This window comes from Tautonia plasticadhaerens, from assembly GCF_007752535.1.
Classification (GTDB): Bacteria; Planctomycetota; Planctomycetia; order Isosphaerales; family Isosphaeraceae; genus Tautonia; species Tautonia plasticadhaerens.
The window spans coordinates 2,681,020-2,697,380 of record NZ_CP036426.1 but is presented as its reverse complement, the minus strand read 5'-3'; the positions used below and the strand labels follow the sequence as shown (position 1 = coordinate 2,697,380).

Annotated in this window: 11 protein-coding genes; 10 read left to right on the top strand and 1 reads right to left on the bottom strand. The window is 73.5% G+C overall.

Annotated elements, in window-relative coordinates:
- Positions 1-114: 114 nt before the first annotated feature.
- Positions 115-912, bottom strand: coding sequence for a hypothetical protein (locus ElP_RS10435; RefSeq protein WP_145269029.1), 798 nt, complete (start codon positions 910-912; stop codon positions 115-117).
- A gap of 330 nt (positions 913-1,242) precedes the next feature.
- On the opposite strand from ElP_RS10435, the gene ElP_RS10430 reads away from it, so the two are divergent.
- The 10 genes from ElP_RS10430 (at position 1,243) to ElP_RS10385 (ending at position 16,333) form a co-directional block, all read left to right on the top strand.
- Positions 1,243-1,440, top strand: coding sequence for a hypothetical protein (locus ElP_RS10430; RefSeq protein WP_145269027.1), 198 nt, complete (start codon positions 1,243-1,245; stop codon positions 1,438-1,440).
- A gap of 68 nt (positions 1,441-1,508) precedes the next feature.
- Positions 1,509-2,612, top strand: coding sequence for a DUF1559 domain-containing protein (locus ElP_RS10425; RefSeq protein WP_145269025.1), 1,104 nt, complete (start codon positions 1,509-1,511; stop codon positions 2,610-2,612).
- Between the two features lie 231 nt (positions 2,613-2,843).
- Entirely contained in the window at positions 2,844-5,006 is a 2,163-nt protein-coding gene (locus ElP_RS10420; protein WP_145269023.1) for a serine/threonine protein kinase, read from the top strand.
- A gap of 161 nt (positions 5,007-5,167) precedes the next feature.
- A complete protein-coding gene (locus tag ElP_RS10415) occupies positions 5,168-7,366 on the top strand; it encodes a hypothetical protein (protein ID WP_145269021.1) in 2,199 nt (732 codons plus the stop codon).
- The gene (locus ElP_RS10410; RefSeq protein WP_145269019.1) at positions 7,366-8,490 is read left to right on the top strand and encodes a hypothetical protein; all 1,125 of its coding nucleotides are present in this window, start codon (positions 7,366-7,368) and stop codon (positions 8,488-8,490) included. The genes ElP_RS10415 and ElP_RS10410 overlap by 1 nt, the downstream gene beginning before the upstream one ends.
- Before the next feature lie 408 nt (positions 8,491-8,898).
- A complete protein-coding gene (locus ElP_RS10405) occupies positions 8,899-9,381 on the top strand; it encodes a DUF423 domain-containing protein (protein ID WP_231749637.1) in 483 nt (160 codons plus the stop codon).
- 366 nt (positions 9,382-9,747) lie between these two features.
- Positions 9,748-10,347 (top strand): glycine cleavage system protein R, encoded by a 600-nt coding sequence (locus ElP_RS10400; RefSeq protein ID WP_145269017.1) that lies wholly within the window; start codon positions 9,748-9,750, stop codon positions 10,345-10,347.
- Entirely contained in the window at positions 10,334-11,710 is a 1,377-nt protein-coding gene (locus tag ElP_RS10395; RefSeq protein ID WP_145269015.1) for a PFL family protein, read from the top strand. The genes ElP_RS10400 and ElP_RS10395 overlap by 14 nt, the downstream gene beginning before the upstream one ends.
- 28 nt (positions 11,711-11,738) lie before the next feature.
- Entirely contained in the window at positions 11,739-12,434 is a 696-nt protein-coding gene (locus ElP_RS10390) for a 3-keto-disaccharide hydrolase (protein WP_145269013.1), read from the top strand.
- 116 nt (positions 12,435-12,550) lie between these two features.
- Positions 12,551-16,333, top strand: coding sequence for a DPP IV N-terminal domain-containing protein (locus tag ElP_RS10385; RefSeq protein ID WP_145269011.1), 3,783 nt, complete (start codon positions 12,551-12,553; stop codon positions 16,331-16,333).
- Positions 16,334-16,361 lie beyond the last annotated feature (28 nt).

Genomic DNA, 16,361 nt, shown 5'->3' with positions numbered 1-16,361 from the left:
TCGGACCGACGGATGCCCCCGGGGGCCCGAGGCCGCCGGGGGCATTGCCGTCGTCCGAGGGGCCTCGGGTGGGAAGTCGAAGCGTCCCGAGGCCCGGCGCGCCCGGGCGCGAGTTCAGGGGGCGGGCGAGGGCCCGGGTTCGGGCCGCCGTCGCCTCGAAGGCTCCCGGGTGAGCATCGCCCCGATGCCGGCGGCGGCCAGCAGGGCGACCGTCATCCGGGAGGCGAGCCGGGAGGTGCCGGAGGCCGAGACCGGCATGTGCGTCTTGTCCAGGGGGAAGGCGGCGGCGCCGAGGGCCTCGAAGGCGAGCGTGCCGAGGGCCGCGCCGATCAGCCCGCCGACGACGGCGGCGACGAGGTCCCCCCTGCCCGCCCCCAGGCCCAGCCCGAAGGCCAGCCCGCCGGCGGCGCCGACGAGGGTCCAGATGCCGCCGTGGACGAGCATCGGCACGGTGAGGTCCGTGGAGAGCGGCTCGGCGTCCCGGTGCGCCTGGTAGACCGGCGCCAGGGCCATCGACCCGGCCGTGCCCACGGCCCCGCCGACGACCAGCCCGACCGCACCGGCGATCGCCCCCTGCCGGGCCGACCGCCGGGCCAGCCCGCCCCCCAGCCCCAGGCAGAGCCCGAGCGCGCCGCCGAGCACGCCGGAGGACAGGTGCGACTTCGTCGCGTTCGCCTCGATCTCCCCCTTTCGGCTGACCGTCTCCATCATGACCCCCATGGCGCTGAGCATCTCCGTCTCCGGCTTCACGGCGGCGATGGCCGCCTCGCCGGCCGCCCAGGCGATCAGCCCCCCGACCAGCCCCGCACCCAGCGCGAGCGACCAGACCCGTCGGGATCGGTCCGGCCCGTCGGCGGGCCGGGCGGGGGGGAGGGAGAGTCCGTCATCGCGATCGCGATCTGATGCGTTCATGGCTTGATTCCCCGGCGCGTCTGGGGCCCCCGGCGGTGGAGCCGAATCGGGGCGCCTCGAAGGCCCCGCGACCCCGAGCGTATCAGCGCCCGGCCCGGCGCGGAACGGGGAGGCTCGTCCGCGTCCCGGCCCCCCCGGCGTCGGGTCGGCGCATGGTTTGCGGCACCGTTGCGTCGGCACCCCAGCGGTTCTACCCTGCACACTCCCGTCTTCATGTCCTGGTCCCCGGGTCGTTCGACGATTCTTGATCACTCCAGGTCGCCCGGCCCTCGCGTCCCGCGAGACGTGCCGTCGAGGGGGGGGACGAGGATTCCATCAAAGGAGTCGGAAATGTTTGATTTGAGGCCGTTCGTCGCGAAGGGACTCGCCCTCGCCTCGGCCCTGGCCCTGGCCGCGCCGCTGGCGGGCTGCGGGGACGGCGGCGAGGGGGACCAGGCGGTCCAGACCGAGGAGATGGACCAGCACCTCGATCAGGTCACCCAGAACTACGCCGAGCAGTACTCGAAGCAGTACCGGGGGGGCCAATGAGGACGCCTGACCTCGGGGCCGGAGCCGGCCCCGCCCTGACCCCCTTCCCCGCACAGGAGACGCCCCCGATGAGGTCTCGTGCCGATCGAGGATTCACGTTGATCGAGCTGCTCGTGGTGATCGCCATCATCGGCGTGCTGATCGCCCTGCTGCTGCCCGCCGTGCAGAGCGCCCGGGAGGCGGCGAGGCGGTCGCAATGCACGAATAACCTGAAGCAGATCGCCCTGGCGTTGCACAATTACCACAGCGCCAACGACGCCTTCCCGATGGGCATCACCGACGCCCCGCAGCAGGGCGGCGGCGGCCTGGAGTGGGGCGGGCCCTGGACCGGCTTCAGCGCCCACGCCCAGCTGCTGCCCTACCTGGAGCAGCAGCCGCTCTACTCCGCCACCAACTTCAGCTGGTCCCCCTACGAGGTGCGCGCCAATAGCCCGACGGTCTACCTCTCGCTGATCAGCAGCTTCCTCTGCCCGTCCGACCCCAACGCGGACGCCCGGCACACCAACAGCTACGCCGCCAGCTACGGCGCCACCACGACGTCGCTGTCGAGCTGGGTCGACCCGGCCCAGACCGTCCCCGTGCCCAGGAACGCCGTCCCCGCGGACTCCTCGGGGATGTTCACCTTCGGCAAGTCGTACAACATCGCGGCGGCGCGGGACGGCACCAGCAACACCATCGCCTTCGCCGAGTGGCTCACCGGCGAGCAGGGGACCAACTACGACGGGGTCGCCCCCGGCTCGTCGTACCGGGGCAACTTCCTCATCACCGGCACCAGCCCCGGCGGCAATCCGTTCGTGATCAATGCTTTCCAGAGCAAGGTCGACGTGCTGGCGGCCGTCGAGGCCTGTCGCCAGGACTTCCGCAACGGCAACGGCGGCCGCCACGACTTCAAGGGCTGGCGCTGGTCGCACGGCGCCTCGGCCTTCGCCATGTTCAACACGATCCAGCCGCCCAACGACGTCTTCGGCGGCTGCCGGACCGGGCAGTCGGAAGTCAACGGCTGGCCCGACAACGCCTTCGTCGTCGGCGCCTCCAGCGCCCACCCGGGCGGGGTGAACGTGGCGATGGGCGACGGCTCGGTCCGGTTCGTCAAGGACAGCATCAACCTGGACATCTGGTGGGCCCTGGGGACCCGCAACGGAGGGGAGGTCGTCTCCGCAGACCAGTACTGAGCCCGGGCCGGGCGGCCCTCCGGCCGCCCTCGACGACCCGACGCCACGCGATCCGGCCGAGGCCCCCGGCCCCGATGCTCGGGCCCGGGGGCCCCGCCGCCTCCCCGGGGATCGGGCCGGGCCGCTCCCCCGGGGATGGGTCGGGCGATAGGATGCGTGGTCGTCTCGGTCGCCGACGCCCGGCGATCGAGGGGCGGCCCCTGATCCCCCCCGACCCGGTCCGAGCGCCCCATGATCCGCCTCCCGATCCCCTCCCCGATCCCGAGGCCCCGGGCCGGGGTGCTCGTGCTCGGGCCGATCCGACAGGACGCCTCGGGCGTCTCCTACCGGGCGTGGTCGCCGGGGGAGGAGGACGACGTGGCCCTCTGGGTCGACGCCGCCCGGGTCGACGACGACCCGGTCCGGGCCGAGCGGCTCGCCCGGCAGGCGGTCGCCCTGGCCCGGGTCCGGCACCCGAACCTGGCGGAGGTCGTCCGGCTGGCCGACCACTCGGGGCGCCTGGCCGTCATCGAGCGGATCTCGGGAGGGCCCCCGGTGGTCGGCGACGAGGAGGGGGGTCGGCCGGGGCCCTCGGGGGTCCGACGGGCCCTGGCGATCGGGCTCCAGGCGGCCCGGGGGCTGGAGGCCCTGCACGGGCTGGGGCTGATCCACGGGGACCTCCGCCCGGACCTCCTGTCCGTCCGAGGGGACGGGCGGGTGACGCTGACCGGCCTGGGCCGGGTCGCCCCCCCGGCGGAGGATGACCCGGACGCGGCCGGGCCGGTGAGGTTGCCCGACCCCTCCGCCGCGAGGGAGGACCGGATCGCGCTGGGCCGGGTGCTGTTCGAGCTGGCCTCGGGCTCCCCGCCGGGCCCCTCGGGCGATCCGGGGGCGTCTCCCCCGGCGGAGTCGATCAACCCGAGGGTGCCGTCGGCCTTCTCGGCCCTGATCCGTCGCCTGATGACCCCGGAGGGGTCGGGGGGGTACGCGACGATCGTCGAGGCGGTGGGAGAGCTGGAACGCCTGGCGGGGGCGCCGAAGCCGGGCGCCTTCCTGCCGAGGGAGGAGCTGGTGGAGGCGTACCGGGAGTGTGCCTCCGAATTCGCCGACGCCCCGACGGCCCGGGTGAAGCGGACGGTGCTGCGGGCCTCGTACGGGGGGACGGCGGGCCTGGCGGCGTTGGCGACGCTGCTCGGGCTGTCGAGCCTGGCGATCGGGCTGATCGGCCTGGTGGCGATGACGGCGGGGTGTTCGTTCGTGGTCGGGGGCCTGGCCCGGGGGGGGCCGGTCTTCGACCGGGCCCGCCGGCTCGTGCTCGGGGGCCGGGCGAGGGACCTGGCGACGGTCGGGGCGGCGGTCGTGCTCTCGATCGCCGGCCTGGAGGCGGCGGGGCTGCTCGGCCTGTCGGTCGTGCTGGGGGTGGTGGCGGCGGCCCTGGCCGGGCTCCAGGAGGCGTTCCTCGATCGTTGGATCGACGACGAACGCCGGGGGCCGCTCGACCGAGCCGCCGCCCTGCTGAAGGACCTCCGCCACCACGGCCTGGCCGAAGACCGGGTCCGGGCCTTCGCCGTCGACCACGGCGGCGGGCGCTGGGGGCCGATCTTTCTCGAGCTCTTCGGCGTCGACGCCTACCGCGAGGCCCTCAACCGCCGGGGGGTGTCGGCCACCGGACGGCTCGCGAGGGTCGGGCTGTCGGGCCGGGCGATCGACGCGATCGACGCCCGATTGAGGGCCCGGAGGGACGAGCGGGACCGGGCGCTGCTGACCAGGCTGGAGGAACGTCGGCTGATCGCCCTGGGAGTCTTCGAGCTGACCGCCCGGCGGCGATCGTGGCGGATCGCCCCCGCCCTGCTCTCCCGACTCCGGGACTTCGAGGCGGGGGCGCCGATGCCCGGCGGCACGCTCGCCGCCGGGCTGCTCGACGCCGTCCGGGATCCCGAGCACGTCCTGGTCGATGCCGAGGCCGAATCGGCCGCCGATCGCCTCAAGCGCCGGGCCCTCCGGCTGGTCGACGCGATCACCGGGCCCCGGGCCCGGCTGCTGGCGGGCCTGGCCCTGCTGGTCGGCTTCCTCGCCTGGGCCCACCAGAACCGCCTGATCCGGGGCGAGGACGTCTCGCAGCTCTACGAGATCGCCCGGTCGAGCGATGAGCTCGGGGACCTCGAAGCGCTCGGATCCGCGCTCGACTCCCGTCGCGAGCGGATCCAGGCCCAGGCCGAGGGGGCCCGGCCGCTCCGGGTCCGGGGGGCCCCCGAGCCCGTCTCACGCCTCTTCCGGGGGCCCGGCGCGGGCCTCGCCGCCCTGATCCTGCTGGCCTCGTCCGCCTTCCCGGGCCGCTGGGCCGCCCTCTGCTCGATCGCGGCGGCCGTAATCGTCCTGCTCGCAATCGATCTGGGCGTCGGAATCTTCTCCTAGTCGGGCAGATTTTCCAGAGCGCCCAGCTTCACCGCAGGATGCAGATTCTCCCTCCACCCCGCATCCTCCACTAAAGCCAGCTTGCCCCGCCTTCCGATGGAGACGACAGGCGGACAGGACGGTCCCGCCGGCGATTCGCGTCGGATCAGGAGGGAGGGGAGATGGCACTCGACGGCCCCAGGGAGGCGACCGGCCCGGCGATCGGCGGCGGCCGAGGCGGCGGGGCGGTCGTGGCGGCGGAGGTGCTCGGCCTGGTCGCGATGCTGATCGCCGTGTCGGGGACGTGCGCCCTGCTGATCTCGGCGTATCACCGGGTCGGCCCCGAGCCGGTCACCGTCGATGCGGTGGTGGTCGCGGCCCCGGCCGAGGCCGGGCCGAGTGCCGGGGATCCGGTCGAGGCCGAGATCCCGGCCGAGCCGGCTCCCCCCGTCTCGGCCCCCATGCCCCGGCTTGAGCCGCTGGCGCCGATCGAGCCGGAGGTGGACCCGACGGCCGAGGCGCTGGCACGGATCGAGGCCGAGCGGGAGGCGCTGGCCGCCGAGGCCGGGCGGAAGATCCGGAGGGCCAGCTCGCTGGCCAGCGAGCTGGAGGCCCGGGGAGGGCTGATCGACCTCACGCTCTCCCGGGCGAGCGAGGCGGACCGCGAGCGGGCGGCGCTGGCCGCCGAGGCCGATCGGCTGGAGGCCGAGCGCCAGTTGGCGGCCCTGGAGCGGGACGTGCTGGAACGCCAGCGGGACCGGGCGGTGCAGGGGCGCCGGGAGGCGGTCGAGCGGCCCGGCTACGCGATCCTCCCCTACCGGGGGCCGAGCGGCACCTGGCGGAGGCCGATCCCGGTGGAGTGCCGGGACGGCTCGGCCGCGATGGAGCCGGGCGGGATGCGGTTCTCGATGGTCGAGCTGATGGGCCTCTCCGGCCGGACCAGCCCGTTCGGCGGCGCGGTCCGGCGACTCGCCTCGATCCTGGAGGCCCGCGGGGCCCCGGGCGGGGAACGGGTCGAGCCCTACGTCCTCTTCGTGGTCCGCCCCGACGGCATCCGCCCCTTCTACGAGGCCCGGTCCGCCCTGGACGCGATCGGCGTCCCCTACGGCTACGAGCTGGTCGACCAGGACTGGGAGATCGAGTACCCCGACTGGGACGACCCGACGATCTGGGATTCGCTCGAGACCCAGATGGCCGACCCCGCCTTGCTGGCCGAGGTCGACCCCGTCGGCGCCGGTCCCCCCGGGCCCGGGGGGCCGATCGGCCAGGGGGGGGCCGATCCCGACGGCGGCACCTTCCCGCCCCGCCCGCCGTCCCCGTCCGAGATGCCCGACGCGATGCGGAGCTTCGGCGACCTGCTCCCGGCCGACCTCGGCCCGGCGGCCGGGGCGGGCTCGGGCTTCGGAGGACGGCCCGGCCTGGGGCCGATGGCCGGGGAGTCGGGCGGTCGGGCCTCCGAATCCGGCCGGGGACCCGGTCGGGGATCGCCGACGCCGGGAGGGCCGGTCGGTCGCGACATCGGCGACGAACCGGCCGGGCCGGGAGCCGGTGGGCTAGCCGGCCTCGACGGGGGCGATCCGGCGCCCGGGGCGTCGCCCCACGGCCCCGGTCGGTTCGGCGATCCGTCCGGGATCCCCGGGGGGGCGCCCGGGCCTGGGGAACCCGCCTCCCCGGACCGGGTTCGGTTCGCCGGCGATGCCGGGGCAGGGTCGATCCCCCCTGCCCTCCCGGGAGATCGGGGGCCGACGCCCCCCGGGACCAGTCGACCGGGATCGACCGGCGGGACGGGCCTCGGCCGGCTCGACGGCGGCCCGGAGTCGATCCCGGCGGGCGGCCTGGGTCGGGTCGTCGGGGGCCTGGCGTCCCGGCTGGGGGCGTCGGGGGTCGGTCCGGGGGACATCCCCGGCGGGTCGGGGGCGGGAGGCTCGGACGCCGCGGCCGCGGCCGGTGCCGGGGCCGGCTCCTCGCCGCGTGAGGCCGGCGAGGCGGGGGCCGTCGGGTCGTCGGCCTCGGGCCCCGGCGGGCCGCCCGGGGGGGCGGGCTCGGGGTCGGGGGGGGCGGGACGCCGGATCGAGATGGTCGTCGCCTGCGGCCCGAAGGGAGTGACGATCCACCCGGGGGGCTACAAGATCGGCGAGGAGGTGATCGCGAAGGACGACGGGAGGCTGGTGCAGACCCTCCGCGCGGTCCTCTCGTCGAGGAGGAGGCGGGAGCCGTCGGCCTCCCCGGTGCCTTCCCTCCGGTTCCTGGTCGAGCCGGGCGGGTACGGCCTCTACTGGGACGCCCGGGCCCAGGTGGAACTGGCCGGCCTGGGCTGGCCGATCGAGTGGCAGGCGACCGAACGCCGGACCTTCACCATCTTCGGATCGGAGCGCTGGTGATGACCACCGCACAGACCCAAGATCCCGTTCGAGCCCGGCCCGCGAACCCTCGACCGATCTCCCGGGTGGTCGCCGAGGCGTTCGGGCTGCTGGTGCTGCTCTCGGCGGTCGGCGCCCGGCTGTTTCTCTCGACGCCCGCCGAGCCGAGCCCGACCGCCGAGGCGGCGGTCGAGATCGAGGCGGAGACGCCGACGGTCGCCGGGCCCGTCATCGACGATCCCCTCCCCCCCGAGGCGATGCCCGACCCGGAGCCCGAGCCCGAGCCGGTCTCGCCGAGACCGACCGGCCCCGACCCGGCCCTGCTGGCGGCGGCCGGGGCCGAGCTGGAGGCGGTCCGGGAGTCGCTCCGGGAGGCCGAGCGGCAGGAGTCCGAACTCGACGCCGCCTTGCAGGAGGTCGAGCTCCGGGAGCTGGCCGCCGGGCGATCGGCGGAGGAGTCGGCCCGACGGCTGGCCGACGCCGCCGAACGGCTGGAGGGGGCGAAGGCGGACGTCCTCGCCTTGCAGGCCCAGCGCGACCAGCTCTCCCGGGTGATCGCCGAGATCGAGGCCGCACCCCGGCCGAGGGAGGCCCTGAACACCAGCCGGAGCCCCGTCGCCCGGATGGTGGACGGCGAGGAATTCCACTTCGAGGTCCGGGCCGACCGGGTCGCCTTCGTCGACCTCGACCGCCTGCTGGAGAAGGCCCAGGCCGACGCGAGGCTCCGCCTGCGGATGTCCGGGCCGACCGCGAGGACCGCCTCCGGCAGCGTCGGGCCGGTCGGCTCGTTCTCGCTCGACTACCAGGTCGGCCCGACGGGGATCGGCCTGGTCCCCGACCTGAGGGGGCCGGGCCTGGCCGCCTCGATCGGGCTGCAAGGGTTCGAGGTCGTCCCGGCGGGCGAAATGCGAGGGGAGACCTTCGATCTGGCCTTCTCCCCCGTCTCGGAGGTCGGCCGGGTGATCCACCGCCTGAACCCGTCCCGGACCACGATCACCCTCTGGGTCTACCCCGACGGCTTCCCCATGTACCGCCGCCTCTGGGACGCCCTGCACCGCCTCGGCTTCACCGTGGCCGCCCGCCCGCTGCCCGAGGGGATGCCGATCCGGGGTGGGCCGAACGGCTCCCGGTCGTCGGGACAGTAAGCGGTCGATCCGCCTCATTCGTCGGCAGACCGGAACCGTCCCCCTCTCCCCGCGAGCGGGGAGAGGCCGGGGCGAGGGGCCTTCGAGCGATCGCCACGCCTTGCGCCCCGTCCGAGCCCTCCCCACCCGGCCTCCGACCATCCGCGCTCTCGCACGCGGTGGCGGGGGTCGGGTACCTCCAAACGCGTCGGGGGATCTTCCCGGATGCACCGGTAGGCGGGTGGCCGATGCCACGAGGCATCCGGCGACGGTCGTCGATCCCTCCCAGGAACTGTTGAGCGCCGGGGCCCGGGAGGCGACAATGATCGGGTCGGGCGGGATGCGGAGATCGGGAGGCGCGGCGACTGGCTGCCGCCCCGGTCCCCCCGCCGGGGGCGAGCCGATCCGGAGCTGGGTCAGGAAGGGGCGATGATGGGCGGAGCGGCCTGGGTCCGAGTCGGGGCGATCCTGGGCGGGCTGGCGGTGGTCGCCGGGACGTTCGGGGCGCACGGCCTGGAGGGGAAGGTCGAGCCGGGCGACCTGGAGACGTTCGAGGTCGGCGTCAGGTACCAGATGTACCACGCCTTCGCCCTGATCGCCGTCGGCCTGCTGGCGATGCGGACCGGGCTCGGCTCCGGGTCGGCGTCGGGGGCGTCCCGGGCGCTGTCGGCCTCGGGCTGGCTGTTCCTGGTGGGGTCGATCGTCTTCCCGGGCAGCCTGTACCTGCTGGTGCTCGCCGGGGGCACGGCCGACTGGCTGGGGATGATCGCCCCGATCGGCGGCCTCGCGCTCATCGCCGGCTGGTTCGCGATGGCGTCCGCCTGCCGGGCCGACCGCTTCGGCCCCGGGGCCGGGGCCGAGGAGCTGGATGGGGCGGGCGTCGGGGCCGAGGACCCGCAGCGGGTGGCCTGAGCCGGCGCTCGTGTCGCCGGGGCCCTCGGCCGATCGATCCTCGGCGGATGCCGGATGGCGGCGGAAGGACCCCATGAAGATCCACCGGACCTCGACCACGGGAATCGATCCGTTGATCATGTCCCGCATGGGCCTGGTCCTTTGCGTCACAGAAGGCTCCCAGGCTTCGATCCGCCGGGGCATCGCGTCCGCGGGCGTCCCCATCGCCGGGAGCCTCCGCCACGGGGACCCGCAATCGTCGAGGCGGCCGGGGGTTCCCGGGCCGAGACGCCCGAGCACGACGACGAAGCGGCCGACGCCTGAGACCTCGGGACCATCGACCACGGCCGCCGTGTTGACGAGGACGGACATCCAGATGGGAGCCACATGCACACGTATATCGTGACGGTCACCGCCGCCGACCGCGTGGGGATCGTCCACGCGGTCACCGGGGCGATCTCGGAGCGGGGCGGGAACATCAAGGAACTCAGCCAGACGGTCCTGAGGGGTTACTTCACGATCATCCTCGCCGTCGAGTTCGACGGCCCCCGGGATCCCAAGGCCATCCGGGAGGCGGTCGCCACCCGGGGGGAGCGGTTCGACCTGAACGTCGCCGTCCTGCCCGACGAGGGCCGGCACGTCGACCCCGTGCCGGGGGGGGACAAGTTCATCCTCACCGTGCTGGGGGAGGACAAGCCGGGGAACATCCACCGGATCGCCGGCAGCCTCTCCCGGCGCGGGGTGAACATCGTCGACCTGCACGCCCGGACCGAGGGCCCCCGGTTCAGCCTGGTCATGGAGGCTTTCCTGCCCCCCGACCTGAAGCCGGCCGAGCTGAGGGCCGAGCTGGAGCAGTTCGGCGCCGAACTGGGCCTGGAGGCCTACGTCCAGCACGAGGACATCTTCCTCGCCACCAACGAGCCGCGCCCCGTCCGGGTCGGCTCCGCCCGTAACCCCGAGGGGAGCGACGTCGTTGTACCGCACTGAGGACGTGCTGGCCACGCTGGGGATGGTCCGGCACTACAAGCTCGACGTCCGCACCGTGACGATGGGGATCGACTTGCACAGCTGTGCGTCCCCCGACGTCGCGACGCTCTGCGACCGGGTCCGCCACCGCCTGATCCACTACGCCGGGCGCCTCCGGGAGGTCTGCCAGGAGGTGCAGGGGCGCTACGGCATCCCGATCGTCAACCGGCGGATCGCCGTCAGCCCGATCGCCTCCGTGGCCGCCGGCCACGACGCCGAGGGCCTGCTGGCCGTCGCCCGGGCGATGGACGCCACCGCCGCCGAGGTGGGCGTGGATCTCATCGGCGGCTTCACGGCGCAGGTCCAGAAGGGCTGGACCGAGTCGGAGAAGCGGCTCATCGAGGCGCTGCCCGAGGTGCTCTCGACCACGCAGCGGGTCTGCTCGTCGGTCAACGTCGGCACCACGGCGGCGGGCATCAACATGGACGCCATCGCCCTGCTGGGCCGCATCCTGAAGGACACCGCCGAGCGGACCCGGTCGCACGACGGCTTCGGCTGCGCCAAGCTCGTCATCTTCGGCAACGCCCCGACCGACAACCCCTTCATGGCCGGCGCCTTCCACGGCGCGGGGGAGCCCGACTGCGTCATCAACATCGGCGTCTCGGGCCCCGGCGTGGTGAAGGCCGCCGTCGAGGACCTGGTCAAGTCCGCCGCCGTCCGGCCGACCCTCGGCGAGATCGCCGAGGAGATCAAGAGCACCGCCTTCCGGGTCACCCGGGTCGGCGAGCTGATCGGCCGGGAGGTGGCGGCCCGGCTGGGCGTCGCCTTCGGGATCGTGGATCTGTCGCTGGCCCCCACGCCCCAGGTGGGGGACTCCGTCGGCGAGATCCTCCAGGCGATGGGGGTGGAACGCCTGGGGGCCCCCGGCTCGACCGCCGCGCTGGCCCTGCTGAATGACGCGGTGAAGAAGGGCGGCTCGTTCGCCAGCTCCAGCGTCGGCGGGCTCTCGGGCGCGTTCGTCGCCGTCAGCGAGGACGCGGCGCTGGCCGCGGCCGTCGCCTGCGGCGACCTCACCCTGGCGAAGCTGGAGGCGATGACGGCCGTCTGCTCCGTGGGGCTGGACATGATCGCCGTGCCCGGCGACACCGACCCCGAGACCCTGGCCGCCCTGATCGCCGACGAGGTCGCCATCGGCGTGATCAACCACAAGACCACCGCCGTCCGGGTCATCCCCGTGCCCGGAAAGGCGGCCGGCGAGCGGGCCGTCTTCGGCGGCCTCTTCGGCGAGATGGACATCCTGCCCATCCACGCCGCCGGGGGCAGCACGGCGTTCGTCCGCCACGGCGGCCGGATCCCGGCGCCGCTGTCGAGTTTGAGGAATTGAACGCCTCTCGACCTTGAGGAATCCGCCGATGCATCTCCCCCTCGCCCTGCTCGCCTTCCCGCTGCTCGCCGCCGCCGCCCAGGAGGAGGCCGCCCGCCCCGTCCGGGTCCGGACGGGCGCCACGGGGCTCGCCCTGCTGGTCCCGGCACCCCAGGAGACCCAGGGCCTCCGCCCGTTGTTCAACGGCGAGGACCTCTCCGGCTGGGTCCAGAAAAATGGCACTGCCGACTACCGGGTCGAGGACGACTGCGTCGTCGGCACCACGGCCGAGGGGAGCCCGAATTCGTTCCTCTGCACCGACCGCGACTACGGCGACTTCCTCCTCATGTTCCAGGTGAAGGTCGACCCCCGGCTCAACTCCGGCGTCCAGATCCGCAGCCTGAGCACCCCCGACTACCGGGACGGCCGCGTGCACGGCTACCAGGTCGAGATCGACTCCGACGGCGACTCGGGCTACGTCTACGACGAGTCACGCCGAGGATGGCTCTCCACTGAGCGGACCAACCAGGTCGAGCGGGGCGCCTTCCGCCCCGGGGAGTGGAACAGCTACGTCGTCGTCTGCGAGGGGGACCACATCCGGACCTTCGTCAACGGGTATCCCGTCGCCGACCTGACCGACGGCATGACCGCCGAGGGCTTCATCGGCCTCCAGGTCCACTCCTTCGACGGCGAGAGCCCGGCCGAGGTGCGCTGGAAGAATCTCTTCATCAAGGAACTCGACTGACCCGACCGGCCTCCCGGCCGAACCCTCCTCCCTCCCCGAATCGCCGGGGAGGGGGTTGCCACCTCTCCCCTCCGCCCGAATCCGTCCCGCTCGCCCTCACCCATTTGAGGATTCACATGCGAATGCGCCCCCGGACCGTCGCCTCGCTGCTGATGCTGTCGATCGTGGCGGCGCCGGCCGCCGCCGCGGACGACCTCCGCACCGTCGCCGAGCGGAGCGGCTACACCGCGACCGCGACCTATGACGAGACGGTCGACCTCTGCCGACGGCTCGACGACCGCTCCGAGCTGGTGCGGCTCGACTCCCTGGGGACGACCGCCGAGGGCCGGTCGATCCCGCTGCTGATCGTCAGCGACCCGCCGGTCGCCTCGGCCGAGGAGGCCCGGGCGTCGGGCAAATTGGTCGTGCTGGCGATCGGCTCGATTCACGGGGGAGAGGTCTGCGGCAAGGAGGCGCTCCCGATGCTCGTCCGGGAGCTGACCGACCGGCCCGATCACCCGCTGCTCGACGACATAATCCTCTGCGTCGCCCCGCTTTTCAACGCCGACGGCGCCGAGCGGATCGCGCCCGACAACCGCCCCGGCCAGCTCGGGCCCGAGGACGGCATGGGGGAACGGCAGAACGCCCAGGGGCTCGACCTGAACCGCGACTTCGTCGCGCTGAGCGCCCCCGAGACCCGGGGACTCGTCCGGTTCCTCGATGCGTGGGACCCCCACCTGTTCCTCGACACCCACACCACCAACGGCTCGGCCCACCGCTACCTGATCACCTACGACGGCCCCAAGAACCCGGCGACCCACCCCGAGGTGCTCGCGTTCTCCCGGTACCAATTCCTCCCCGCCGTCGCCGACGGCTTCCACCAAGCCACCGGCGAACACGCGTTCTCCTACGGCAACTTCGAGGACGACCATTCGGAGTGGACCACCTACCCGGCCCATCCCCGGTTCGGGACCACCTACGCCGGGCTTCGCAATCGGCTTTCGCTGCTCTCCGAGGCGTACGCCTACGCCTCGTTCGAGGATCGCGTAAACGGCACGCGTGCCTTCGTTCGGTCCGCCCTGGACGTGGCTGCGTCGCGTAAGGAGGAGATCTGTTCGCTGCTCGACCGGGCCCGCTCGGAGACGATCGCCGCCGACGGTGCCGAGGTGGCGATCCGGTCCGAGGCGAGGCCGTTCGACGTTCCGGTCACGATCCTCGGCTTCGAGGAGACGACCGGCGCGACGCCCTCGGAGAGCGTCGCCGTCGGGGTGCCGAAGGACTACACCGTCTCGCTCGTCCACCGCTTCGAGCCGACGCTGGCCGTGGCCCGGCCCTTCGCGTACGTGATCCCGCCGGGGCATGACGGGGCGGTCGACACGCTCCGCCGGCACGGGATCGCGCTCGAACACGTTCGAGAAGACGTCCAGGTGGATGCCGAGATTTATCGACTCGACGAGGTCCGACGCCGCCGGGGCGGCTACGTCGGCCCGGCGTCCGTGGAGGCCGAGGCGTCCGCCCGGCAGGAGTCCTATCGGGTCGAGGCCGGGTCGGTGCTGGTCCGGACCTCGCAGCCGATGGGGACCCTGGCGACCTACTTGCTCGAGCCGGGGTCGGACGACAACCTCATGACCCACGGCCTGCTCGCCGACGGGATCGAGGCCGGGGACGACTTCCCGGCCGTCCGCCTCGTGGAACAGGTGGCCTTGCTGACCCGCCCGATCCCGCCGATCGACGAGGACGAGGACTCGGGCGAGAAGGAGCCGATCACCTTCGACCTGCTCGATGGCCGAGACGCGCCCGACTTCGGCGGCCGTCCGTCGTCGGTGCGATGGCTCGACGACGGTCATTTCCTCCAGACCCGAGACGGCCGGCCGATGAAGGTGGAGGCCGCCACCGGCGAGGCCGAGCCCTACCTGGACCCCGAGCCGATCGCCGAGGCCCTCGCCACGCTCCCGACGATCGGCCCCGAGGACGCCGATCGCCTGGCCCGCCGGGCGATCGCCGGCCCCGACCCGACGGATTCGGGGGCGCTGGTCGAGCACGGCGAGGACCTCTATTACGTCGCGCTCGACGGCTCGAAGGCCCTCCGCCTGACCAGCGCACCGGGCGAGGAGGAACTGCCCGAGTTCAGCCCCGACGGCCGCTTCGTGGCCTTCGTCCGGGCGAATGACCTTTATGTGGTCGACGTGGAGACGGCCACCGAGCGGGCGCTCACCACCGGCGGGACCGACCTCGTCCGCAACGGCAAGGCGGTCTGGGTCTACTTCGAGGAGCTGTTCGGCCGGAGCTGGAAGGCCTTCTGGTGGAGCCCCGACGGCGAGCACCTCGCCTTCCTCCGCCTCGACGACCGGCCGCTCGACGCGCACACGGTGCTCGACGACACCGGCCCCCGACGGGCGGTGGAGGAGACGCCCTATCCGTTCGCCGGCGACCCGAATCCGAAGGTCGCGATGGCCGTCGTCCCCAGCGCGGGCGGCGAGCCCCGCTTCGCCGACCTCTCGAACTACCTCGACGGCTCGTTCCTCATCAGCCACGTCGGCTGGCTGCCCGACGGCGGGGCCGCGCTCTGCTACGTGCAGGACCGGACGCAGACCTGGCTCGACGTCCTCCGGGTGCCGACCTCGGGAGGGCCGCCGGAGACGCTGTTCCGGGAGACGACCGAGGCCTGGGTCGAGAGCCCCGGCGCCCCGACCTTCCTGCCCGACGGCTCTTTCCTCTGGCCCAGCGAGCGGGACGGCTGGAAGCACCTGTATCACTACTCGGCCGACGGCGAATTGCTCAAGCAATTGACGATGGGCGAGTGGGAGGTCCGCTCCGTCGAGCACCTCGACCCCGAGGGGCGGGCGGTCTACGTGACCGGCACGCTCGACAGCCACGTCGCCGAGAACCTCTACCGGGTGTCGATCGACGACCTGTGCGTCGACCGGCTCACGAAGGAGGACGGGGACCATTCGGTCAGCATCGCCCCGGACGGCACGCACTTCATCGACACGTGGTCGAGCGTGACGACGCCCCCGAAGGTCGCCCTCCGCTCCACCGCCGACGGCTCGATCGTCCGGATAATCGACGACAACCCGCTGCCCGACCTGGAGAAGTACACCTTCGGGCCCCGGGAGCTGGTGCGGATCGAGACGCCGGACGGGTTCACGCTCGAAGGGGAGCTGATCCTGCCGCCCGACCTGGACGAGTCGAAGCGGTACCCCGTCTGGTTCCAGACCTACGGCGGGCCGCACTACCCGACGATCCGGGACTCCTGGGCCGGCGCCCGGGCGACCGACCAGGCGCTCGCCCAGGAGGGCTTCATCGTCTTCCGGGCCGATCCGAGGAGTGCCAGCGGCAAGGGGGCGGTCTCGGCATGGTCGGCCTACAAGCGGCTCGGGATCCAGGAACTGGAGGACATCGAGACGGCGATCGACTGGCTCAAGGAGCGTCCCTACGTCGACCCCGACCGGATCGGCATGACCGGCCACAGCTACGGCGGGTTCATGACCGCCTTCGCCCTGACCCACAGCGACCGCTTCGCCTGCGGCATCGCCGGGGCCCCCGTCACCGACTGGCGCAATTACGACTCGATCTACACCGAGCGCTACATGCTCACCCCCCAGGAGAACCCCGAGGGGTATGCGAGTACCTCCGTGGTCGGGGCGGCCGGCGACCTGCACGGCCGGCTCCTGATCGTCCACGGGGCGAAGGACGACAACGTCTCGCTGCGGAACACCTATCAGCTCATCCACAACCTCCAGCAGGCCGGGAAGCCGTTCGAGCTGATGGTCTACCCCGAGTCACGGCACGGGATCTCCAGCGACCACTACGCCGACCTCCGGCTCGACTTCATCCGGAGGACCCTCGGCGGCGGGCCGAGGGACCGCTCCTCGGCCGAGGAGGCCGAGCCCGCCGCCGCGGCCGGGTCGGGTCGCTGAGCCGGCAGGCCCGGCCCGAGGGCCCCCC

What these genes read in the sequence shown, in the direction of transcription:
- ElP_RS10435 (WP_145269029.1), bottom strand. Translation starts at nt 912, where the DNA reads ATGAACGCATCAGATCGCGATCGCGATGACGGACTCTCCCTCCCCCCC.
- ElP_RS10430 (WP_145269027.1), top strand. Translation starts at nt 1,243, where the DNA reads ATGTTTGATTTGAGGCCGTTCGTCGCGAAGGGACTCGCCCTCGCCTCG.
- ElP_RS10425 (WP_145269025.1), top strand. Translation starts at nt 1,509, where the DNA reads ATGAGGTCTCGTGCCGATCGAGGATTCACGTTGATCGAGCTGCTCGTG.
- ElP_RS10420 (WP_145269023.1), top strand. Translation starts at nt 2,844, where the DNA reads ATGATCCGCCTCCCGATCCCCTCCCCGATCCCGAGGCCCCGGGCCGGG.
- ElP_RS10415 (WP_145269021.1), top strand. Translation starts at nt 5,168, where the DNA reads ATGGCACTCGACGGCCCCAGGGAGGCGACCGGCCCGGCGATCGGCGGC.
- ElP_RS10410 (WP_145269019.1), top strand. Translation starts at nt 7,366, where the DNA reads ATGACCACCGCACAGACCCAAGATCCCGTTCGAGCCCGGCCCGCGAAC.
- ElP_RS10405 (WP_231749637.1), top strand. Translation starts at nt 8,899, where the DNA reads ATGATGGGCGGAGCGGCCTGGGTCCGAGTCGGGGCGATCCTGGGCGGG.
- ElP_RS10400 (WP_145269017.1), top strand. Translation starts at nt 9,748, where the DNA reads ATGCACACGTATATCGTGACGGTCACCGCCGCCGACCGCGTGGGGATC.
- ElP_RS10390 (WP_145269013.1), top strand. Translation starts at nt 11,739, where the DNA reads ATGCATCTCCCCCTCGCCCTGCTCGCCTTCCCGCTGCTCGCCGCCGCC.
- ElP_RS10385 (WP_145269011.1), top strand. Translation starts at nt 12,551, where the DNA reads ATGCGAATGCGCCCCCGGACCGTCGCCTCGCTGCTGATGCTGTCGATC.